At 73.5% G+C, this 21661-nt stretch carries 15 protein-coding genes; 9 read left to right on the plus strand and 6 right to left on the minus strand.

The genetic code is table 11. From position 1 onward, the window contains the following. Positions 1-32: 32 nt before the first annotated feature. Positions 33-542 carry a GNAT family N-acetyltransferase gene (locus tag AB0Q96_RS26065; protein ID WP_365329474.1) on the minus strand — a complete coding sequence of 170 codons (510 nt, stop codon included), beginning with the start codon at positions 540-542 and terminating at the stop codon, positions 33-35. A gap of 22 nt (positions 543-564) precedes the next feature. Beyond that, positions 565-1608, minus strand: a complete 1044-nt coding sequence (locus tag AB0Q96_RS26070) for a helix-turn-helix domain-containing protein (RefSeq protein ID WP_365329476.1) — start codon at positions 1606-1608, stop codon at positions 565-567. Between the two features lie 268 nt (positions 1609-1876). On the opposite strand from AB0Q96_RS26070, the gene AB0Q96_RS26075 reads away from it, so the two are divergent. Continuing rightward, entirely contained in the window at positions 1877-8143 is a 6267-nt protein-coding gene (locus AB0Q96_RS26075) for a DNRLRE domain-containing protein (RefSeq protein WP_365329477.1), read from the plus strand. Positions 8144-8414: 271 nt separating this feature from the next. Here the strand turns inward: AB0Q96_RS26075 and AB0Q96_RS26080 are convergent, their stop codons facing one another. The 3 genes from AB0Q96_RS26080 to AB0Q96_RS26090 are packed head-to-tail and all read right to left on the minus strand — an operon-like array spanning position 8415 to position 12074. Continuing rightward, complete coding sequence (locus AB0Q96_RS26080; protein WP_365329479.1) at positions 8415-9827, minus strand: cytochrome P450; 1413 nt, start codon at positions 9825-9827, stop codon at positions 8415-8417. Then, positions 9824-11509 carry a prenyltransferase/squalene oxidase repeat-containing protein gene (locus AB0Q96_RS26085; protein WP_365329481.1) on the minus strand — a complete coding sequence of 562 codons (1686 nt, stop codon included), beginning with the start codon at positions 11507-11509 and terminating at the stop codon, positions 9824-9826. The genes AB0Q96_RS26080 and AB0Q96_RS26085 overlap by 4 nt, the downstream gene beginning before the upstream one ends. A 55-nt stretch (positions 11510-11564) precedes the next feature. Then, the gene (locus AB0Q96_RS26090; RefSeq protein WP_365329483.1) at positions 11565-12074 is read right to left on the minus strand and encodes an NUDIX domain-containing protein; all 510 of its coding nucleotides are present in this window, start codon (positions 12072-12074) and stop codon (positions 11565-11567) included. Between the two features lie 143 nt (positions 12075-12217). Here AB0Q96_RS26090 and AB0Q96_RS26095 point away from each other — a divergent pair, with 143 nt between their 5' ends. The 8 genes from AB0Q96_RS26095 (at position 12218) to AB0Q96_RS26130 (ending at position 21093) form a co-directional block, all read left to right on the plus strand. Beyond that, a complete protein-coding gene (locus AB0Q96_RS26095; RefSeq protein WP_365329485.1) occupies positions 12218-12463 on the plus strand; it encodes an acyl carrier protein in 246 nt (81 codons plus the stop codon). Next, entirely contained in the window at positions 12460-13662 is a 1203-nt protein-coding gene (locus tag AB0Q96_RS26100; protein WP_365329487.1) for a beta-ketoacyl-[acyl-carrier-protein] synthase family protein, read from the plus strand. Before AB0Q96_RS26095 ends, AB0Q96_RS26100 begins: the two co-directional genes overlap by 4 nt. Beyond that, on the plus strand, positions 13659-14891 hold the full coding sequence (locus tag AB0Q96_RS26105; protein WP_365329489.1) for a wax ester/triacylglycerol synthase domain-containing protein: 1233 nt from the start codon (positions 13659-13661) through the stop codon (positions 14889-14891). The genes AB0Q96_RS26100 and AB0Q96_RS26105 overlap by 4 nt, the downstream gene beginning before the upstream one ends. A 53-nt stretch (positions 14892-14944) precedes the next feature. Continuing rightward, positions 14945-16366, plus strand: a complete 1422-nt coding sequence (locus AB0Q96_RS26110) for a cytochrome P450 (RefSeq protein WP_365329491.1) — start codon at positions 14945-14947, stop codon at positions 16364-16366. A 313-nt stretch (positions 16367-16679) separates the two neighbouring features. Next, positions 16680-18449 (plus strand): ABC transporter ATP-binding protein, encoded by a 1770-nt coding sequence (locus AB0Q96_RS26115; protein WP_365329493.1) that lies wholly within the window; start codon positions 16680-16682, stop codon positions 18447-18449. A 125-nt stretch (positions 18450-18574) separates the two neighbouring features. After that, the gene (locus AB0Q96_RS26120) at positions 18575-19618 is read left to right on the plus strand and encodes a Dyp-type peroxidase (protein WP_365329495.1); all 1044 of its coding nucleotides are present in this window, start codon (positions 18575-18577) and stop codon (positions 19616-19618) included. 6 nt (positions 19619-19624) lie between these two features. Then, positions 19625-20449, plus strand: a complete 825-nt coding sequence (locus tag AB0Q96_RS26125) for a family 1 encapsulin nanocompartment shell protein (protein WP_365329497.1) — start codon at positions 19625-19627, stop codon at positions 20447-20449. A gap of 8 nt (positions 20450-20457) precedes the next feature. Continuing rightward, positions 20458-21093, plus strand: a complete 636-nt coding sequence (locus tag AB0Q96_RS26130; RefSeq protein ID WP_365329499.1) for a DUF1345 domain-containing protein — start codon at positions 20458-20460, stop codon at positions 21091-21093. 9 nt (positions 21094-21102) lie between these two features. Here the strand turns inward: AB0Q96_RS26130 and AB0Q96_RS26135 are convergent, their stop codons facing one another. After that, entirely contained in the window at positions 21103-21567 is a 465-nt protein-coding gene (locus tag AB0Q96_RS26135; protein ID WP_365329500.1) for a GreA/GreB family elongation factor, read from the minus strand. Positions 21568-21661 lie beyond the last annotated feature (94 nt).

The raw sequence follows: 21661 nt of genomic DNA on the forward strand, positions 1-21661 counted from the left end.
TCACCCCGCCGGGGCCGGGCGCCGCCGCCCCGTCACAGCTCCTTCTCCAGGAGCGTGAAGGACTTCGCCGCACCGCCGGGCTGCGGCTTGCGCTCCAGGTGGCCCACGACCCGGAATCCGGCCCGCCGGTAGTAGGCGCTCAGCGGCCCGTTGGTCGCCAGGCAGTCGAGGCGCACGTGGCTCCGTCCGGCCTCGGCCACCCGTGCCTCCGCGGCCTCCAGGAGGCGGCGGCCCGTTCCCGGCGCGGCGGTGTCCCGGTCCACCATGAGCCGGTGCACGTACCCGGCCACGGGCGGCTGGGGTCCCCAGGCGGCCTCGTCCGTCCACCACAGCTCCCAGGCACCGACGATCCGCCCCGCGTCCTCCGCGAGCCACACCTCGTCCCGGTCGATGACCCGGCGGAAGTGGTCCTCGTCGAGCTCCCCGGGCCGCCACTGCCCGGTGACGGCCGTGGTCGCCATCCAGCGGGCCGCGCCGTCGCGCAGGCGGACGAGGGTGGTCAGGTCGGCCTCGGTGGCCGGGCGTACGCGCAGATCACTCACGCGGGGATCCTCGCACGCCGGGTCAGGTGACCGGAGGGGTGGTCAGCCGGCGCAGGGCGGCGGGGGTGTGGCCGGTCCAGCGGTGCACCGCGCGGCGGAGGGCGCGGGCGTCGGCGTACCCGTTGCGTGCGGCGATCACGTCGATCGGCAGGTCCGTGGAACCGAGCAGCCGGGTGACGTCCGCACGGCGCATGGCCTCGATCTCCGCCGTCCAGGTCGTGCCGTGCTCGTCGAGGCGGCGCTGCAGGGTGCGGGGGCTGACACCCATGCGCGCCGCGGTCGCGGGAAGCGTCGCACCGTCGCCGCAGGCCGCGTCCTTGAGGGCGGTGCGGAACAGATCGAGCCAGCTGCGCAGGGGGATCGCCGCGGCGATGGTCAGTTCGGCGTGTCTGCGCAGCACGGTGGAAAGGCCCGGCTGGAAATGCGGCATCGGGCTCCGCAGGTCACCGGCCTGGAAGGTGATGGAGCTGACCGGGCGCTCGAAGTCGATGTTCCGGGTGCCGTACAGGGCGTGCAGGGCGTCATGGTGACGAGGCGCCTCCGTGGCGAGGGCGATCCGGACGGGAACCAGGTCCTTCCGCAGGGCCGCACTGAGCCGTTGGCGGATGAGAGCGAGCGCGTACGCGCGGATGGCCGAGGCGGCGGTGTAGCTCAGGTCGGCGGCGTTCACATGGCTGAGAGTGATCTCCCTGTCGTCCTCGCTCACGAACAAGGTCTCGCTGCCGGCGTCCGCGACGCCGGCGAGGAACTCCGCGGCGTCGCGGAGCCCTTCGATCGGGGTGGGCGCGGAGGTGAGGAGGTAGTCCCACACTCCGAGCTGCCCGAAGGCCGTCTGCCCCATCATCAGCTGGGTGACCTCGGTCCAGGGGGCCTTGGTGACCATCAGCTCCCAGAGGCGGATGTTCGTGGACGCCGGGGGCCGGTACTGGTCGCCTTCCAGGTGCTCGGGATCCATGCCCAGCAGGTGGGCGTAACGGTCCTTGGGGATGCCGAGCAGGTCAGCGGCCCTGGCGTTGATGCGGGTGAAGGCGGCGGACGTGGTCCCCGGATGCGTATGCGATGCCACGAGCGGTGACTGTATGGCAGTGGGGTGACCGCTTTTTCCCGGGGCCGGTCATTCGTCCGTGTGCGTGGCGCGAGGTGTCCCGTGCGTGGCGCGCTCGGACCTGTGCTGGTGATCCAGAGCCATCTAACGTCGCGTTCGGTGCCGGGGTGGTGACGCAGTGGAGCGGAGATTCGGCGGCTGGGCGCGACTGCTGTCGACAGCCGGCTCTCCGCCGTGTCCTTCCCCGGCACGTGACCTGAACACGCTTTCCCAGGGGAGGGAACACGTAGTGAGTGATCGTGTGGATCTGCCGGACAGATGGGGCGGGGGATCGAGGTGGCTGCGCCGGGGCGCGCTGCCCCGGATAGCCCTGTCCGTGGCGGGCTTGATGGCCTTCGAGACCGCGGTCGTCGTCGGCACGACCGGACAGGCGGTGGCACTCGCCTCGCGGGAGACCGCGGCCGAGCGGCCCGCGTACGCGACGGAGGCGGCGGATCTTCCGTCCGCCCGGGTCGCGGCCCGGCTTTCGGGCAAGCGGGTGGAGGCGAAGTCGGAGCGCACGGAGTCGACGACGACCTGGGTGAACCCCGACGGCACGGTGACGACGGACACCGCGTCCGGCCCGGTCCGCTTCCGTGACGGGGCGAACGGCCCGTGGCGCGACATCGACGTCGAGCTGACGAAGCGGGACGGCGTGGTCGCGGCCAAGTCGCACCCGCTGGGCCTGCGGCTCGGCGGGAAGACGCCGGCCGCGCAGGCGGCGAAGGTGCGCGCGTCGGGCGCGGCCGGCGAGCCCGGCACGGCGGAGGTCCCGCTGGTGACGCTGGCCGCCGGCGAGGGCCGTGAGCTGGGCCTGTCGTGGCGGGGGGTGCTGCCGGAGCCGACCCTGTCGGGGACGACGGCACGCTACGCCGACGCGCTGACGGCGACGGACCTGATCATCGAGTCGACGCGGACCGGCTTCGAGCAGTTCCTGGAGCTGAAGAATCGTTCCGCCGTGGCGGCGAACGGCTCGGTGACGCTGACCCTGAACGCGAAGGGCGTCAAGGCGCGGGCGAACGCGGACCGTTCGGTCACGTTCCTCGACAAGAAGACGGGCAAGCAGGTCGGCCTGCTCCCGGCGCCGGTGATGTGGGACGCGACGGTCGACGCGAAGTCGGGCGAGCACACCCGCCGCGCGGACGTGGGCCTCAAGGTCACCCAGCGCGGCAACCGGGTGGACCTGACGCTGACGCCGGACGCGAAGTTCCTGGCCGACCCGGCGACGAAGTACCCGGTCACCGTCGACCCCGCCGTGAACATCGGCGCCAGCTTCGACACGTTCGTGCAGCAGGGCTACACGACCGACATGTCGACGTCGACGGAGCTCAAGCTGGGCAACAACGGCGCGGGCCAGATCGCCCGCTCCTTCCTGCACTTCCCGATGGCGGGCATCTCGGGCAAGCAGATCCTGGGTGCCAAGCTCAACCTGTTCAACTCCCACTCCTGGTCCTGCACGCCGTCCAGCTGGGAGGTGTGGGACACCCCGCACGCCACGACCGCGAGCCGCTGGACCAACCAGCCCGGCTTCACCACCAAGTGGGCCACCTCGACGGCGACGAAGGGCTTCTCGTCCGCCTGCGCCGACGGCTGGGTCAGCCAGGACATCAAGAACCTCGCCGTCGCCTGGGCCGCCAACGGCAACAGCACCAACTCCTTGGGCCTCAAGGCCACCGCCGAGTCCGACCCGTACTCGTGGAAGCGGTTCAACTCCGGCAACGCGGCGACGAACACGCCGTACATCTCGGTCACGTACAACGCCGTCCCGGTCGCCGGGAACCCGATGACCGCCAGTCCCGGACGAGCGAACGCGGGCAAGAACTGGGTCACCACGACCACGCCCGACCTCTCCTACGCGGCGAGCGACGCGGAGACGTACTTCCTGCGGCAGAAGTGGGAGGTGTGGGAGGGCACCACCAACCTGGAGGTGTACGACACCGGCACCGGCGACCCGGTCCTGGGCAAGACGGTCTCCCACCAGGTCCCGGCGGGCCTGTTGGTCAACGGCAAGACCTACTGGTACAAGGGCCGCATCAACGACGGCACCGCCTGGTCGAACTGGACGCCGTCGGTGTACTTCACCGTCGACACCACCAAGCCCGCGGTGAGCACGGTCGGTTCGACGGACTTCCCGGCCAACACCTGGTCCGGGTCCCCGGACGCCAACGGCAACTTCTCCGGCTCGTTCACCTTCACCCCGCCCGCCACGGATGTGGCGTCCGTGGAGTACCGGCTGGACTCGGGTGCCTGGACGGTGGCCACGACGACCGGCGCCGCGGTGTCCAAGACGCTGACCTTCCCCACCGGCAAGCACACGGTGACGGTCCGCACCAAGGACCCGGCGGGCAACGCCTCGGCCGAGGCGTCGCACACCTTCTACGCGGGCTCCGGCGCGGCGCTGCTGACACCCGGCCAGGGCGAGCGCCCTGCCCGGCGCGTCGGCCTGTCGGCCGAGGGCCTGACGACCTACACCGGCGTCACCTACCAGTACCGGCGCGGTGAGACCGACGCGTGGAAGGCCGTGCCGGTGGCCGACGTCCGCCAGGGCTCGAACACGGTCCCCGGCTGGCCGGTGGCCGTGACCAACGGCAAGCCCGCGGCACTGACCTGGAACATCACCGACACCCTCGCCCAGGACGGCCCGATCGAGGTCCGCGCCGCCTTCACGGCCGGTGCCACCCAGGTCTACTCCCCGGCGAACGAGATCACGGTCGACCGCAACGCGGGCACGGCGCCCTCCGAGGACGCCGGACCGGGCTCGGTCAACCTCCTGACCGGCGACTACACCCTCTCGGCGTCCGACGCCTCGGCATTCGGACTGTCCGTGTCGCGTACGGCCTCCTCGCGGCGCCCGGACGCCCGGGTCGAGCAGCCTGACCAGGCGCCGATCTTCGGTCCCCAATGGATGTCGGGAACGACCGCGGAAGCGGTGATGTCCGACTGGGACCACCTGAAGGCGACGTCCGACAGCTCGGTGGCCGTGGTCGACGCGAGCGGCACGGAGATGGGCTTCACGGCGACCAGCAAGGGAGACTGGGCGCCCGAGCCCGGTGCGGAGAAGTGGACGCTGACGGGCTCGCTGACGGGCACGTTCACCCTGCGGGACACGACGGGTGTGGTCACCGTCTTCACCAAGCCCGACCAGGCGGCCACCAGCTGGCAGGTCGCCACGGTGGGGAAGGAGGGCGGTGCGACGTCCGTCGCCACGGTCGTCTCGGAGACGGTCACGGTGAACGGCAAGCCGCTGGCGAGGCCCAAGCGCATCGTCGCGCCCAACTCCGCGGCGGCCGCGACCACCTGCACGGCCACGCCGTCGACGCCCGGCTGCCGCATGCTGGAGTTCGGCTACGCCACGACCTCCACGGCGACCGGTAGCGCACTCGGTGACATCGCCGGCCAGGTGAAGGAGATCCGTCTGTGGTCGACGGAGCCCGGAGCCACCGCCGCGACGTCCAAGGTGGTCGCTGCCTACCGCTACGACGCCCAGAGCCGACTGCGCGAGCAGTGGAACCCCGCCCTCCCGACGAGCATGACGACGCGGTACTCCTACGACACCGCCGGCCGGGTCTCCACCATCGAGCCGGGATCCGCACTGCCGTGGAGCTTCGTCTACGGCAAGGCCGGCAACACCGCCACCGCCGGTGAGGGGATGCTCCTCAAGGTGTCGCGGCAGGGCCTGAAGCCGGGCACGGCCGATGTCGTGGAGGGCACGGCGACCAGCACCGTGGTCTACGACGTGCCACTGACGGGAGCAGCCGCTCCTTACAAGATGGGGGCCGCGGACGTCGGCGCGTGGGGCCAGACCGACCTCCCGACCGATGCGACCGCGTTCTTCCCGGCCGACGCGACTCCTCCGGGGAACGCGGGGTCGGCCCTCACCGCCGCCGACTACCGGCGCGCCGCGATCACCTACACGGACGCCTCGGGCCGAGAGGTGAACAGCGCCGCTCCCGGTGGGCACATCACCGCCACGGAATACGACGTGTACGGCAACGCCGTACGAGAGCTGACGGCCGGCAACCGGTCCTTGGCACTGGGCCTGACCGAGGCCGACAAGGGCCGGCTCGCTGAGCTGGGCATCGCCGGGCTCACGAGCGCGGACCGCGCCGAACTGCTGGCCACCACCACGGTGTACCAGGCATCCGGGACCCGTGAGGCGGAGCTCTACGGCCCGCTTCACCGCGTCACGCTCGCCGCGGACCTCACGGCCGACGGTGCCTCGTTCGCCGCCGGCACCGAGGTCGCCGCCCGCACTCACACCGTCACCACCTACGACGAGGGCCGACCGGCCGACGCGAAGGTGAGCAACCTTCCGACCTCGACCGTCACGGGCGCCCGTGTGTCCGGACTCACGGTCGACGCGGAGACCCGCACGTCGAAGACGGGCTACGACTGGACGCGCGGCCTGCCGACCAGCACGACGGAGGACGCCACAGGCAAGAAGGCCACGAGGACGACGTCCTACGACACGCAGGGCCGGGCCACCAAGACGACGCTGCCGAAGTCGGACGGAGCCGACGCGGGTGCCACGGTGAGCACCTACTGGTCCGCCACGGGCACCGGTCCGTGCGACGGCCGCCCGGAGTGGGCCGATCTGCTGTGCTCCACGGGCCCCGCGGGTGCGGTGACCGGCGGTGGGGACAACCCCGGCCAGCTGCCCGTCAAGTCCTTCGAGTACGACTGGTGGGGAGAGGTCGGCGCGATCAAGGAGGTCGCCGGAGGCAAGGCCCGGACCACCAGGCTGACCCGTGACGAGGCCGGCCGGGTGACGAAGGTCTCGATGACCGGTGACACGGGTACCGCGGTTCCCGATGTCGTCACGACCTACGACGCGAACACCGGGCGGCCGGCCACGACCGCGAGCGGTGGCCGGACGATCTCCACGGCCTACGACAGGCTGGGCCGTGTGCTCACGTACGACGACGGCGCGGGCAACGTGACGACGACCTCGTACGACCTGCTCGACCGGCCGGTGCGGGTGGCGGACTCGGCACCGTCGACCACGGTGTTCGGCTACGACACGGACAAGGAGCCGCGTGGCCTCGCCACGTCCATGACCGACTCGGTGGCGGGCACCTTCACCGCCGCCTTCGGCCCCGAGGGCCAGTTCGTCCGCGGGGCCCTGCCCGGCGGCTACACCCTGACCGTGGACCGCGACGAGCTCGGACAGGAGACCTCCCGGGCCTACACCCGGGACAGCGACGGGCAGGTCGCCCTCTCGGACAGCGCGAACTACTCGATCCACGGCCAGATCCTCGACCGCACCAAGACCGCCGGCGAAACGACCACGCAGCGCTACGACTACGACGGACTGGGGCGACTGACGCGGGCCGACGACAGGGCGGGAGACGGTGCCTGCACCCGACGGGCGTACACCTTCGACGCCAACTCCAACCGCACGGGCCTCACGACCAGTGTGAGCGCGTCTGGCGATCCGTGCGCCGACACGGGCGCGAGCACCACGTCGTACGGCTACGACAGTGCCGACCGGCTCGTGGGCACCGGCGTCTCCTACGACGAGTTCGGCCGGACGACCCACCAGGCATCCGGCGCTTCGATCGAGTACCACGTCAACGACATGGTCCGCCGGCAGACCAGCGGGACCGAGCGCCAGACGTGGGACCTGGACGCGACGGGCCGCCTCGCGTCCTGGACCAAGGAGAGCCAGGGCACCGACGGGACCTGGAGCCAGTTCGAGCACAAGATCAACCACTACGGCACCGCGGGTGACAGTCCTTCCTGGATCGCCGACGGATCCGGCGGCGGCCTCGTCCGCTACGTCCGTGGCGCCACGGGCACCCTGCAGGCGTCGACCGGTGCCACCGACGGCACCGTCCTGCAGCTCAGCGACATCCACGGGGACGTGTCCGTCCAGCTGCCGCTGGATCCCGGCGAGAGCCCCACGGTGCTCCGGCAGGACGAGTACGGCAACACCGTCTCCGCCGCTACGGCTCGCTACGGCTGGCAGGGTGCCACGCAGCGCTCGTCGGAGTCGCTCACCGGCGCCGTGCTCATGGGCGTCCGGCTCTACGACCCCGCCCTCGGCCGGTTCCTCTCCGTCGACCCCGTGGCCGGCGGAAGCGCGAACGCGTACGACTACGCCTTCGCGGACCCGGTCAACCAGACCGACCCCGACGGACGGTGGAGCCGCTACCGCACCAAGTACTACTCCTGGGGGAAGGTGATCGGTCACTACTGGAAGTACTGGGACGGCTGGGGCTGGGACTTCGGCTGGCACGTGGGCGGATCGGCGAAGATCAAGTTCAACTGGTGGGCCACGAACAAGATCGCCAACGAGGGTCCGTACGTCCTGACCGTGTTCGGGTTCGTCGCAGGGGTGATCTCCGCCGTCGGTGGCACAGCGGGTGGGGTCATCACAGGGATCATCGGGGCGTACGCGGCCTGGATCGTCTGGTGGGCGTACCGGGCGAAGGAGCGCAGGAAGACGCTCAATCTCTACCTTCTGGTGGAGTGGCGCGGTACACACGGAGTGCAGAAGTTCTACCCGACCTACTGATCAGCCGATGAGATAGCACGAGGCATGTCCCTGGCCGTCCGCCCGTGGCGGACGGCCAGGGACGCGACGTCAGGAGTCACTCATACAGAAGGTCCCGCGCGCGGTTCCCGCGTCGTTCGTACTGGCGTTCCTGGGCATCATCATGGGCGCCGTCTATGTCGTGGAGCGCACGACGAGCGGAGGGCGGCCCGACGCCTTCCTCGAGTCCTCGGCGGCATTGCTGTTGGGCGCCTGGCTCGTGATGCTGTTCCCCTACGCCCGCACACGCCGTTCACGCCCCTGATACGGGACCGCCCTTCGGCGTCCGCGTGACGCCCACGCCACGCCCCTCCACCCGCATCCGCATCCGCCCACAGGCGAGCGAGAACGTCGGCGTCGGCGTGACGGCGGCGGCGGACAGCGGCCGGAGCCGCCATCGTCCGGCGAGGGTCGCCAGGGCGATGCTCATCTCCGTCCAGGCGAAGCCCTCGCCCAGGCAGCCGTGTTGGCCGAGACCGAAGGGGAGGTACGCGTCGGGGGTGACCTCCGAGGCGTGTTCCGGGAGCCAGCGGTCGGGGCGGAAGCGGTCCGGGGCCGGGAAGAGGCGGGGGTCGCGGTGGAGGGAGTACGGGGAGAACAGGACCGTGGTGCCGGCCGGGACCGGGTACGCGCCGAGCGCGGTGTCGCGGACGGACGCGCGGGAGAGCAGGTAGCCGGACGGGTAGAGGCGCAGGGTCTCCGTGAGGACGCGCCGGGTGTACGGGAGCTGCGGCAGGTCGTCGAAGCCGGCGGCCCGGCCGGCCAGCACCGCGTCCACCTCGGCGTGCAGGCGTTCCTCGGCCTCGGGATGGCGGGCCAGCAGGTACAGACACCAGGCGAGGGTGCGGGAGGTCGTCTCGGTGCCGGCGGTCAGGAGGGTCATCACCTCGTCGTGGACCTGCCGGTCGGACATCCGTTCGCCGGTCTCCGCGTCGGTCGTCCCCAGGAGCCAGGTCAGCACGTCGTCCGGGGCCTGTGCCCCCAGCCCGTGCCGGTGCGCGATGACGGCGTCCACCAGGGTGTGCAGGGTGTGCGAACCGCGCGCGAAGCGCCGGTTGACGCGGGTGGGCAGCTTCGCCAGGAACGGCAGCGGGTCCGAACCGCGCGCGCCGACCCACGCCATGACGTCCGCCGTGGCCTCGACCACCGACGCGGCGTCCTGCCCCGTGATCCCCTGGGTGAACAGGCTGCGGACGACGATGGCGGAGGCGAGGTTGCCGAACTCCTTCTCCAGCGAGACCACTTGGCCGTCACCCAGGCCCTCCGCCCAGGTGCGGGACAGGTCGGTCATGAGGTCCGCGTAGTGGCACACCCGGGCGTGCCGGAACGCCGGCCGGATGAGGCGGCGCTGGCGGCGGTGGAAGGCGCCCTCGGAGAGCAGCAGGCCCTGACCGGTGACCTGCTCCATCAGCCGGTACTGCGGGCTGGGGCCGAAGTCGTCCGCCCGCTGGACCAGGAGCTCGCGCACCAGGTGGTGGTCGGTCGCCATCAGCATCCGCTGCGGCCCCAGGCGCAGGGAGACCAGGCCGGCGTCCAGGCGCTGGACCTCCTCCAGCAGGTCCAGCCTGCGCCGCTGCATCGCCACGGCGTGGCCCAGCAGGGGGAGCCCGCCCGGCGCCTGGTGCGGGATCCGGGGGAGGGGAGGCGCCGCCGAGGGGGTGCTCACCGGTCACCTGCCCGCGGGCCCGGGAACCTGGTGGCGTGCGAGAGCGCCAGCAGGACGAAGACGTCCGCCAGGGCCGGCACGTCGTACAGCAGGGGCCGCGGTCCCGCCTGGTCGGGGCGGCTCCGGTAGCCGCCGTCGGGGCGCTGGCGGGCGATCAGGTAGGCGAGCGCCCGGGCGAGCGTCGTGCTGTGGTGGAGGGGGTCGGTGGCGTGTGCCCGGTCGGGTGTCGTGCCGGCGTGGAGGGGGTCGGTGGTGCGGGCCCGGGCCGGCGTCGTGCCGTTGCGGGAGGGGGCGGCGGAGGCCAGGGCGATGACGGCGTAGGCCGTGCTGATCGGGTCGCTCGGCTCCGTCTCGGCGTGGCCCCAGCCGCCGTCCGCGTGCTGGGTGGCCGCGAGGTGGCCGAGCGCCCGCTCCGCCGCGCGGGCCTGTGCCCCGCGCTCCCGCCCGTACGGGTCCTCCCCCCGCGCGTCGACGCCGTTGAGCGCGAGCACCGCGCGGAACACCGCGTTCGTCGCGTTGCGGCTCCAACTGCGCTCGAACGTCCCGTCGGGGCGCTGGTTGCGTACGACGTAGCGCACGGCCTGCGCCACCACGTCCCGCCGGTCGGGATTGGGGGCCAGCGCGCTCGCCGCGGCGGCGGTCATCGCGATCTCGGAGCTGGTGCCACGGGCGAAGGTGGGGAAACCGCCGTCGGGGTTGCGGACGTCGAGGAGATAGCGCTCCGCCTCGGCGATGGCCGCCCGGTGCCGCACGGGAGCGGCGCGGCGGAGGAACTCCAGGACGTAGCAGGTGTCGTCGACGTCGCTCTGCGCGACACCGGAGTGGAAGCCGTAACCGCCGTCCGGATTGCGGCGGAGCGCCAGGGCGTCGGCCATCGGCGTCACGCACGGCGGGGGCGCCGGAAGGAGCGACAGGGCCAGACCTGCGGCCGCGGTGGTGAAGACGGTCATCCCGTCGATGAACGGCACGCCGCCGTCCGGGCGCAGGCGGTCCGCGACGTGCTTGAGGACGTCGCCGAGCGCCGGGCGGTGGCGCGGGGAGTGCCGCAGCGCGAGCAGCGCGAGCAACTGGGCCAGGTTGTTGCGCTCCCAGGCGGGGCCGGGCGCGAGGGCGGGCAGCAGGGCGTCCCAGTCCTCGTCGCGCACGACCTCGGCGCGCCCGGTGCCGTGCGCGGCGAGCACCTTCAGCGCCTTCATCTCCATGTGCAGCCAGCTCTGTTGGGGCCGCGCCTCGTACGCCTCCCAGGGCACGTCCGGGAACGGGGCCGCGCCGAGCGCGGCGAGCACCGTCCCGAACATCAGCCGCTTGCGGCCCGCGGTGAAGTGGTCGAACCCGTCGAGTCCGGCGTCCAGCGCCGCGCCCGCGTCGCCGTCCCGGCCGAGCACCGCCCGCGCGACGGCGCGCTGGAAGGGGTCGGGCGGACTGGTCCGCAGCGTCGTGCGCAGGTACGCGGTGAGGCGGGCGGCCGCGTCCTCCTCGGCGCGCTCCGCCGTCAACAGGGCCAGGGCGAGGGCGGATTCCAGGACCCGGCTCTCGCACGGGGCGGGCAGCAGGCCCTCGGGGCCGACCCCGGCGGCGACCTTGCGGGCCAGCAGGGTCCGGCAGCGGAGGGCCGCGGGGATGACTTCCGCGGGCGCGGTGGCCTGGGGCGCGGTGGCCGTGGGCGTCGGTGTTGCGGTCACGGTGTCCTGCTCACGTCGGACGGGTGGTGGGGGTGGGGGAGTGGGGCGCCGGGGGTCACGGGGGTGGCAACGGAAGGCCCCGGGCCAGGAGTTGGGCCAGGACTCGGCGGCCTTCGGGGACGAACGGCGTCGGCGGACGGTCGGCGAGGTCGGCCGTTGGGACGAAGAAGTGGTCCGCGATCTCCCGCGGGTCGACGCGCGAGGGCGTCGGGACCTCCGCCACGTGCACGGCCAGCCAGCAGCGTCCGAGGGGCGACGGGCGCGGCTGGTGGAGCAGCAGTCGCGGGACCGCCACGACGCCCAGCTCCTCGTGCAGTTCACGGGCCGCCGCCTCCGCGTAACTCTCGCCGGCCCGGGGGCAGCCGCCGATCAGGATGTCGTGGTGGGCCGGATAGACCGCGGCCCAGTCCGGTCGCCGGTAGACCAGGAGGCGTCCGGCGGAGTCCGTGCAGACGGTGGCGGCCACCCGGTAGTACAGACCTCGGGCCGCGGCCCCGCCGCGTGGTCCGCGTGTCACGGGACGGTCGTCCGCGTCGACGTAGTCCACGGTTTCGTGCGCCGTCACGCCGCCCCTCCAGTGCCGGTGATCGTTCCGCGGGCGAACACTACCGTATGTGATCAAGTGCGTTCGCACGGTAATATCCGCCGGGTTCGAATCCGCGGTGCCGCGCGTGCGGCACCCGCCCGGCCGCACGATCCAGGAGCGCCATGACCTTCGACGAGCTCAAGAGCACCCTCATCGGCATGGGAATGCCACCGGAGCAGTTGAACCCGGACGCCCTGCGCGACGAGGCGGGCCTCGACTCGCTGTTCGCGGCCGAACTCGCCCTGATCCTGCGCCAGGAGAAGGGCATCAGGATCCCCGAGGAGGAGATCCTCGCCGCGGCGACGCTCGCCGACGTGGCCACGGCCGTGCGGCACCGCGCGGGCGCGGGAGCGGGGGCGGAGCGTTGACGGACGCCGCCATCACCGGTGTCGGACTGCTGACACCCGCGGGGGACGGCCGGGCGGAGAGCTGGCGCCGGGTGTGCGCGGGCGAGCCCGCGGCGGCCCTCCACCGCAGCGCCCACGGCACGTTCCTGGTGGGCCGGGTGCCGGAGTTCGACGCCGGGCGGCTGGGCGAGGCCCGCCGCTGGAAGCCCGACCGGGCCGGACAGTTCGCCCTGCTGGCGGCGCGGGAGGCACTGGACGACGCGGGCCTCGACCCGGCGGAGTGGGACGGCGACCGGGTCGCCGTCCTCGTCGGCTCCGGCACGGCCGGCGCGGAGACGTACGAGCACTATCGGCCGCTGCTGGACACCGCCCCCGAGGACATCCCCCCGCTGGCGCTGCCCAGCAGCCTCGCCAACTCGCCCGCCGCGCTGGTGTCGATGGCCTTCGGCGCGCGCGGCACCAGCGCCGTCGTCAACACGGCCTGCGCCTCCGGGGCGACCGCCCTGGCCGTCGCCTGCGACATGCTGGCCCTCGGCCGCTGCGACGTCGTCCTCGTCGGGGGCACCGAGGCCGGCCTCACCCCGTACCACCTGCGCGGTTTCGACCGGCTGGGCGCCCTGTCCCGCCGGTACGAGGACCCGTTGGGCGCCTCCCGCCCGTTCGACGCGCAGCGGGACGGCTTCCTCATCGCCGAGGGGGCCGGCTTCCTCGTCCTGGAGCGCCCGGAGCACGCCGCCGCCCGGGGGGCCCGGGTCCGGGCCCGGATCGTCGGGCACGGATCGGCCTCCGACGCGCACCACGCGGTCGCCCCGCACCCGCAGGGCACCGGCATCGCCGCCGCGGTCGACGACGCCCTGCGCGACGCCGGTCTCCAGCGGCGCGACATCCAGCACGTCAACGCGCACGGCACCAGTACACCCCGCGGTGATGCGATCGAAAGCGCCGCGCTGACCCGCGCGTTCACCCATCGGCCCTCCGTCACGTCCACCAAGGGCGTCACCGGGCATCTGATGGGGGCGGCCGGCGCGGTGGAGGCCGCGCTCACCACGCTCTCCCTCCAGAAAGGCGTCGTCCCCCCGACCGCCAACCTCACCACGCCCGGTCCGGGCATCGAGGTCGACGTGTCCGGCACGCGCCGCACCGCGCGCATCGACGCCGCGCTGTCGCTGTCCGTCGGATTCGGCGGCCACAACGTGGCCCTCGTCCTCGCCGCCGCGTGACCGCCCGCACGCGGGCGACGAGCGCCCGCATCCCCGCACCCCGCGGCGGTGTCCCCCCACTGCCCCCGGTCGCGCTGACCGACCGGGACCGCGTCACCCTCGAACTGGCCCGGCACGGCGGCGACATGATCCTCGGCGCCGTGCTGCGCCTGGACGGGCCGCCGCCCGGACCGGGCGAGCTGGCGGAGCACCTGCGCGCGCGGATCCGGGAGGTGCCGGAACTGACGTACCGCCCGTACGGGCTGACGGGCAAGCGCCCCTACTGGGCCCAGGACCCCGAGTTCGACATCGCCCGGCACGTGTACGAGGCGGCGCCGCCCGCGGGCCCCGCCGGGGCGGCCGACGCCGCCCTCGTGGCCGTCCTCGACCGGCCGCTCCCCGAGGACCGGCCGCTCTGGGGGGTGTGGCTGGTCCGGCCGCGCGAACCCGGGGCGGAGGGGTACGCGCTCTGCTACCGCGTCCATCACGCCTTCCAGGACGGCCTCGCCGCGATGGCCGCCGTCGAGGCGCTGTTCGGACCGGCCCCGGGAACCGCCCCCGCCCCGCTCACCACCGGCGGCCCCGAGGACGCCGCTCCCGGGGCGGCCCCCGTCCCGGGACGGGTCGTCACCACCCGCCTCGACAGCGGCGTCCTGTTCCACGCGGCCCGCGCCACCGGGGTCTCGCTGCACCAGCTGTGCCTCGCCCTGGCCACCGCCACGGCCCGGCAGTGGCCGGCGCTCGCCGGGACCGCACCGCTCCGGGCCAACCTCGGCATCAGCCTGCGACCGCCCGCGACACCGGTCCGCCCGATCGGCAACCAGGTCGGCGTACTGAGCGTCGAACTCCCCGTCGACGAGGCCGATCCGCTCGCACGTCTGCGGCGCCTGGTCCAGGGAGTGCCGGGGGAGCGGCTGGTCGGGCGCGCGCGCCGGGCGCACCGGCTCCGCGCGCGCTGGCCCGTCCTCGACCGGATCGCCCTGCGCCGCGCCATCGACCCGCGTACGGCGTCGCTGAGCGTCGCCGACGTCCGGCTGCGGCGCGCCCTGGAGTTCGCCGGAACGCCCGTGCGCCACGTGTACCCGATCCCGGTCCTCGTGCCGGGCCAGCGCCTCTTCATCGCCTGGACCTCGTACCGGGGGCAGTTGCACGTCACCTTCCGCACCGACCGGCCGACGCCGGAGCTCGACCTGCTGCCGCGGCTGTGGCGGTCCGCCGTCGACGACCTGCGGCGCGCCCTCGACAGCTGACCGCGCGGGGCGCCCGTGGGCCGCCGCCGCACCAGGAATCCCGTAAGGAAGTCATGTCCTCCTCCGTCCCCGCGTCCACGGACGCGCCCGCCGACGCGCCCGCCGACGCGCCCCCCGCAGCCGTATCCGTACCCGCAGCCGTCCCCGTCTCCGCCTCTGTCCCCGCCCCCGCCCCCGCCCCCGGTCCCGGTCCCACCTCACCCTCCACCCCACCCCCCTCCCCGGCCGGTGTCGTCGACCTTCTGCGGGAGGCCGCGCAGGCCGGGCCGCTCACCGCGCTCCGCGTCGGCGAGCGGCCCTTCGTCCTGGCGACGGGGCCCGACCAGACGCAGGAGATCCTGGCCAAGCGCCCGGAGGTCTACGTCAAGCACGGGCACCGGGCCCGCCCCCTTCTGGGTGACGGCCTCATCTCCGCCTCCGGTGACGCGTGGAAGCGCCAGCGCAAGCTGCTCCAGGCCCAGTTCACCGTGACCGGGACCCGGCGCTGGGCCCACCACATCACGGCGGCGGCCGAGCGGATCGCGGCCCGCTGGGAGACGGCCGCCGGTGCCGACGGGCAGGTCGACGTCGGGCGCGACATGCGCTTCTTCGCGCTCGACACCATCTGGCGCACCCTGACCGGCACCGCCCTCGACGAGGCGACGGAGCGCGAACTGGAGGCCGTGGACACCGTGGTGGCCTCGCTGCCCACGCTCGCCGGCGCCCGGCCCGACCCCGCGCTCGCCGTCGACGAGGCCCTGGCGCAGATCGACACCACCGCCCACCGGGTCATCGGCCTGGCCCGCGCCCGGCGCGCCGACGCGCGGCCCGACGGCCCGCCCCACCTCCTGGACCTCCTCCTGGACACCGCGGAGACCCGTCCCGAGTACACCGACGGGCTCATCCGCGACGAGCTCGTCACGCTGCTCGTCGCGGGGCACGAGACGACGGCCCAGACCCTGTGCTGGCTCTTCGTCCTCCTCGACCGGCACCCCGACGTCCACGACCGGTTCCTCGCCGCGTACGAGGCGGCCGACGGGCCCGCCGCGCGCGACGCCCTGCTGGGCGCCCTCGTCCAGGAGACGCTGCGGCTCTACCCGGCCGTCTGGCTCGTGCCCCGGCACGCGGCGCGCGACGACATCCTCGACGGCCTGCCGATCGCCGCCGGGACCAGCGTCCTGGCCTGCCCGTACCTCACCCACCGCATCCCGGAGCTGTGGCCCGACCCGGAGCGCTTCGACCCCGCCCGTTTCCTCCCGGGCGGGCACCGCCCCCACCACCCGGCCGCGTTCCAGCCCTTCGGCGTCGGGGCGCGCGCCTGCCTCGGGCAGCACTTCGCGCTCCAGGAGATGCTCACCCTGCTGCGCCTCCTGCTCCCCGCCCACCGGCCGCGGCTCACCACCCCGCCCCGGGGCGCCGTCTTCGGCGCCAACCTGCGGCCCGACGGGCCCGTACGGGGGACCCTCGGCGCGGCCCGGGCCCAGCTCCGGGCGTAGGCCCCTTACCGCTCCGGTGGCACCCTGCGTGTCCGCTACTCGCCACTCGGCCGGCGGGGACCCCTGCCCGCCGTGTTGACGGCGGTGGGGCCGCGGCGCCGACGTACGGCGGGAAAGACGCCCCGAGCATGGGTGATGCCCTGTCAAGTCCTTTTCCGTGCGAGGGAAAACCCTTGGACGGCGAGGGGGCCCGCGCGGAACACTCCCCCACCTGTCCAGTCAGGTCCGACAAAGCAGGGTTGGGATGGATACGTCTGCATCACCCGGAGGTGCGCCAGCGGAGGCGCCCGAGGGGCCGTCCGCCAGGGGCCCGGTGCTCCTCGCACTTCGCTACTACACGAAAGAGCTGGTCAGGCTCAGACGCCTGACCGTCCCCGCGCTGCTGCTCCCGGCGCTGGGCAACATCGGCATCTACTACGTCGCGCCGCTGCTGGTCGCGAAGCTGGTCGGCCGGCTCGCCGGGGGCTCCGGCGGCGGGCCGGGCCCCGCGCTGCCCTACGTCCTGGGCTTCGCCGGGGTGCTGCTGCTCGCCGAGACGCTGTGGCGGCTCGGCCTGCACTGTCTGAACCGCGTCGACGCCCTCGGCATCGAGCGGCTGTACGTCATCGCCATGGACGAGCTGTTCGCCAAGGACGCCGCCTTCTTCCACGACAACTTCGCCGGCTCGCTCACCAAGCGGGTGCTGAGCTTCGCCTCCCGCTTCGAGGAGTTCGTCGACACCCTCACGTTCTCCGTCTTCGGCAGCTTCGTGCCGCTGGTCTTCGCCTCGGTCGTGCTGTGGACGTACGAGCCGCTGCTCGTCGTCGGGCTGCTGGTGATGATCACCCTCACGGGTGTCTGCGTCCGGCCGCTGATCCGGCGCCGTCAGGCGCTGGTCCGGCACCGGGAGGAGGCGATCGCCCGGGTGTCGGGGCACGTCGCCGACAGCCTGATGAACATGGACACGGTACGGGCCTTCGGCGCCGAGCGGCGCGAGGCGGCCGAGCACCGGGCCCGCGTCGCCGCGTCGCGCCGGCTCACCCTGCGCTCCTGGGACTTCGGCAACCTGCGCATCGACACGCTCGTCGCCCCGCTGTCGGTGCTGACCAACGTGCTGGGCCTGGTGCTCGCCCTGTCGCTCGGGGCCGGCGACCACGGGGTGGAGGCGCTCGTCGTCGCCTTCACGTACTACTCCAACGCCACCCGGATCATGTTCGAGTTCAACCAGATCTACCGGCGCCTCGAAAGCTCGATGACGGAGGCCGCCCAGTTCACCGAGCTGCTCCTGGTCCCGTCGGCCGTGCGCGACCCGGAGGTCCCGGAGCCGCTCCGCTCCCGGGAGGCCGACGTGCGCTTCGAGCGGGTGACCTTCACCCACACGGGCGGCGACCCGCTCTTCCAGGAGCTCGACCTGGAGGTGCCCGGCGGGGCGAAGATCGGGCTCGTCGGGCGGTCCGGCGGCGGCAAGACCACCCTCACCCGGCTGCTGCTGCGGATGACCGACGTCGACGCCGGGCGGATCCTCGTCGGCGGCCAGGACATCAGCCGGATGCGCCAGTCCGACCTGCGCGGCCTGATGGCGTACGTGCCGCAGGACCCGGCGATGTTCCACCGCACCCTGCGGGACAACATCGCCTTCGCCCGGCCGGACGCCACCGAGGCCGAGATCCGGCGGGCCGCCGAGGCCGCGCACGTCACGGAGTTCGCCGACGCGCTGCCGGAGGGCTTCGACACCATGGTGGGCGAGCGCGGCGTGAAGCTCTCCGGCGGGCAGCGCCAGCGGGTCGCCCTCGCCCGCGCGATCCTGCGCGACGCGCCGATCCTGCTCCTCGACGAGGCGACCAGCGCGCTGGACTCGGAGAGCGAGGTCCTCGTCCAGGACGCCCTGTGGCGCCTGATGGAGGGGCGGACGGCCTTCGTGGTGGCCCACCGGCTCAGCACGGTCGCGCACATGGACCGGCTCCTCGTCCTGGACCGCGGTCGGATCGTCGAGCAGGGCTCGCACCACGAGCTCCTGGCGGCGGACGGCGCCTACGCCAAGCTGTGGCAGCACCAGTCGGGCGGCTTCCTCGACGAGCCGGCCGAGCGGGCGGGGGTGCGCTGAGGGCCGTCCCGGACTGCGCACGGGTCCGGGCCCGGCTACGCTGAGCCCGGATCTTGTGCCCGCTTTGCGTCCTTTGTCGCCTGCTCGTCCGTCCGTTTGCCGCTTCTCGTCCGTCCGGGAGTCACGTGGTCACCCCGCAGCCCGTCCTCGCCCCTCCCTCGAAGGCCGCCGTGTACCTGGTGGCCACCGTGAACCCCGGCGGCGAGGCCGTGGCGCGGGACGCGCTCGCCGGCCTCGCCGGGCTGGTCCGCACCGTGGGCTTCCGCGAGCCCGAGGGGGCGCTCAGCTGCGTGCTGGGGATCGGCGCCACGGTCTGGGGCCGCCTCTTCGACGGGCCCCTCCCGCGCGAGCTGCACCCCTTCGTCCCCCTGGAGGGGACCCGGCACCGGGCCCCCGCCACACCGGGGGACCTGCTCTTCCACGTACGCGCCCAGCGCATGGACCTCTGCTTCGAACTGGCCCGGCTGATCGCGCGGAGCCTCGCGGGCGCCGCGACCGTCGTCGACGAGGTGCACGGCTTCCGCTACTTCGACGACCGCGATCTCCTGGGTTTCGTCGACGGCAGCGAGAACCCCGAGGGCGGGGTGGCGGCCGAGGCCGTCCTCGTCGGCGACGAGGACCCCGGGTTCCGGGGCGGCAGTTACGTCGTCGTGCAGAAGTACCTGCACGACATGGCGGCCTGGCAGGGGCTCACCGTCGACGAGCAGGAACGCGTGATCGGCCGCCACAAGGCGGACAACGTGGAGCTCGCCGACGACGTCAAACCGCCGGACTCGCACGTCGCAGTCAACACGATCACCGACGAGGACGGCACCGAACGGCAGATCCTGCGCGCCAACCTGCCCTTCGGGAACGTCGGCGGCGGCGAGTTCGGCACGTACTTCATCGGCTACGCCCGCACCCCCGCCGTGACCGAGCTGATGCTCTCCCGCATGTTCCTCGGCGACCCGCCCGGCACCACCGACCGGATCCTCGACTTCTCCACGGCCGTGACCGGCTGTCTCTTCCACGTGCCGAGCGCCGACTTCCTCGACGACCTGCCGGACCCGCCCGCCACGAAGGCCACGACGGCCGTGAAGGCCGCCACGAGCGCGGCCGCCGCCACGGACGGCGCACCGGCCACCGCGACCGGCGCCGGCCTCGGCATCGGCAGCATGAAAGGAGCGTGACCCGGCATGACCCCTCCCGTCGACCCGGCCGGCACCACCAACCTGCACCGCGAACTCGCCCCCGTCACCCAGGCCGCCTGGGAGCAGATCGAGGAGGAGGCCCGCCGCACCTTCCGGCGTCATGTCGCCGGCCGTCGCGTCGTCGACGTGCCCGACCCCGCCGGCCCCTGCCTCGCCTCCGTCGGCACCGGACACCTCACCGAGATCGCCCCGCCCGCCCCCGGGGTGACGGCCCGGCTGCGCGAGGCCAAGCCGCTGGTCGAGCTGCGCGTGCCGTTCACCGTCAGCCGGGCCGCCGTGGACGACGTCGAGCGCGGCTCCAGCGACTCCGACTGGCAGCCGGTGAAGGACGCGGCCCGCGCCATGGCCTTCGCCGAGGACCGAGCCATCTTCGACGGCTACCCGGCGGCGGGCGTCGACGGCCTGCGCGACCGCAGCTCCAACCCGGTGCTCGCGCTGCCCGCCGAGCCGCGCGACTACCCGGACGCCGTCAGCCGCGCCCTGACCTCGCTGCGGCTCGCCGGAGTCGACGGCCCGTACGCGCTGCTGCTCGGCGCCGACGAGTACCGGGAGGTCAGCGAGACCTCCGACCACGGCTATCCGATCGCGGCGCACCTGGCCCGGATGCTGGACGGCCCGCCGCTGTGGGCGCCGGCGCTGAGCGGCGCGTTCGTCCTGTCCACCCGGGGCGGCGACTTCGAGCTGCGGCTCGGCCAGGACGTGGCCATCGGCTACACGTCCCACGACGCGCACGGCATCGAGCTGTACTTCCAGGAGACGCTCACGTTCCTGACCTACACGGACGAAGCCGTCGTCGTGCTCAGCCACTGAGCCGCGCCGTGCGTCAGCTGCTGCCGCTCGCCGCGGTGCCCCGCCTGGTCGGCTCGACCCTCATCGGCGTGGCGGCCGGCCTGACCGTCGCCCTGCTGACCGGGGTGGCGCTGGGCACGCTCTGCGGGATCGCCGCCGCCGAGACCGTCTTCGTCGTCAGCGGCTGGGCGGTGCTCTGGCCGATGGACGCCGCCGCCACCCGCTACAACGTGGGCCGCGAGGACTTCCGGCCGCTGCTTGCGGAGATCGCGGTCGTCGCGGCGGCGCTGAGCGGTCTCGTCGCCAACGTGCTGCTGCTCCTGGGCGCCGACCCCGGCACCGGACACGCCGCCGCGGCGGTCGCCCTCGGCGGCGTGTTCATGGCCTGGGCGGCATTGCACCTGATGTACGCGACCCGCTACGCGCATATGTACTACGGGGAGCCCGGCGGCGGGATCGACTTCCACTCCGAGGAGCCGCCGCGGTTCAGCGACTTCCTCTACTTCAGCTACAACCTGGGCATGACCTACCAGGTGTCCGACAACGACGTCGACAGCTCGGCGGTCCGCGCGGTCGTGCTGCGCCACTGCCTGCTGTCGTACGTGTTCGGCGCGAGCATCCTCGCGACGACGATCAACCTGGTGGCCACCCTCGTCGGCGGCTGAGGGGCGGGGCTAGGGCGTCCCGAGGGAGACGACCGTCGCCGTGGTGGTGCCGTCCGGCGTCCGGTACGTGACGGTGTCGCCCGCGCCGCGGCCCAGCAGGGCGCGGCCCAGCGGGCTGTCGGTGGTCACCAGGTTGAGATCGGGGGCCTCGGCCAGCTCGCCGACCGTGACGGTCGCCTCCGAACCGTCCGCGAAGCGCACGGTGACGGTGCTGCCCAGGGCGACGGCGTCCGACGGCGGCGGTCCGGCGACGGAGGCCGTGCGCAGCCGGGCCTGGATCTCCTCGACGCGCTGGTCGATCCGGGCGACGTCGGTGGCCCGGTCCAGCTCCTCGGCGGTGTCCGCCTGGTCGCCCACCATGTCGTCGTCCGGCAGTGTCGCCGCCACCTTCGCGCGCTCGGCGCGGAGCTCGGCGAGCTCCCGCTCCAGCTCGCGGACGTCGTCGGGGCTGAGGGGCTGGGGGGCGTCGGTCATGGCTGCTCCCGCGTCACTGGTGGGGCGGATGGGGATACGGCGTTCCCATTACCGCATCACCGGGTGAACCCGGCAAACCGGACCCGAGTGCCGG

Source organism: Streptomyces sp. NPDC093111 (genome assembly GCF_040683955.1).
Taxonomy (GTDB): domain Bacteria; phylum Actinomycetota; class Actinomycetes; order Streptomycetales; family Streptomycetaceae; genus Streptomyces.

Excerpts from the sequence above, each read along its gene's own strand:
- AB0Q96_RS26095 (WP_365329485.1), top strand. The coding sequence starts at position 12,218 with ATGACCTTCGACGAGCTCAAGAGCACCCTCATCGGCATGGGAATGCCA.
- AB0Q96_RS26110 (WP_365329491.1), top strand. The coding sequence starts at position 14,945 with ATGTCCTCCTCCGTCCCCGCGTCCACGGACGCGCCCGCCGACGCGCCC.
- AB0Q96_RS26125 (WP_365329497.1), top strand. The coding sequence starts at position 19,625 with ATGACCCCTCCCGTCGACCCGGCCGGCACCACCAACCTGCACCGCGAA.
- AB0Q96_RS26135 (WP_365329500.1), bottom strand. The coding sequence starts at position 21,567 with ATGACCGACGCCCCCCAGCCCCTCAGCCCCGACGACGTCCGCGAGCTG.